Source organism: Bacillus cereus group sp. BfR-BA-01524, assembly GCF_022662595.1.
Taxonomy (GTDB): domain Bacteria; phylum Bacillota; class Bacilli; order Bacillales; family Bacillaceae_G; genus Bacillus_A; species Bacillus_A thuringiensis_S.
This window is the reverse complement of the sequence record NZ_JAKUDW010000455.1, coordinates 1-223: the sequence shown is the minus strand read 5'-3', so window position 1 is coordinate 223 and position 223 is coordinate 1. Positions and strand designations below refer to the sequence as shown.

Below are 223 nucleotides of genomic sequence, written 5' to 3'. Positions count from 1 at the left end.
GGTCATTCCATCGTTTAGCACAATTCATCGAGTACAAAGCGACATTAGTTGGCATAAAGGTCGAATATGTGAACCCTTCTTATACAAGTCAAACATGTCCGAAATGTTCTGAAAAGAACAAGGCGCAAGACAGAAAATACAAGTGCCAATGTGGGTTTGAGAAACATCGTGATATCGTTGGGGCGATGAATATTCGCTACGCAACTGTGGTTGGCGGTAATAG

General features: G+C 42.2%; 1 protein-coding gene. It reads left to right on the top strand.

Annotated elements, in window-relative coordinates; genetic code table 11:
- The coding region (locus tag MR170_RS31865) for a transposase (RefSeq protein WP_242310787.1) at window positions 1-223 on the top strand (223 nt) is incomplete at both ends.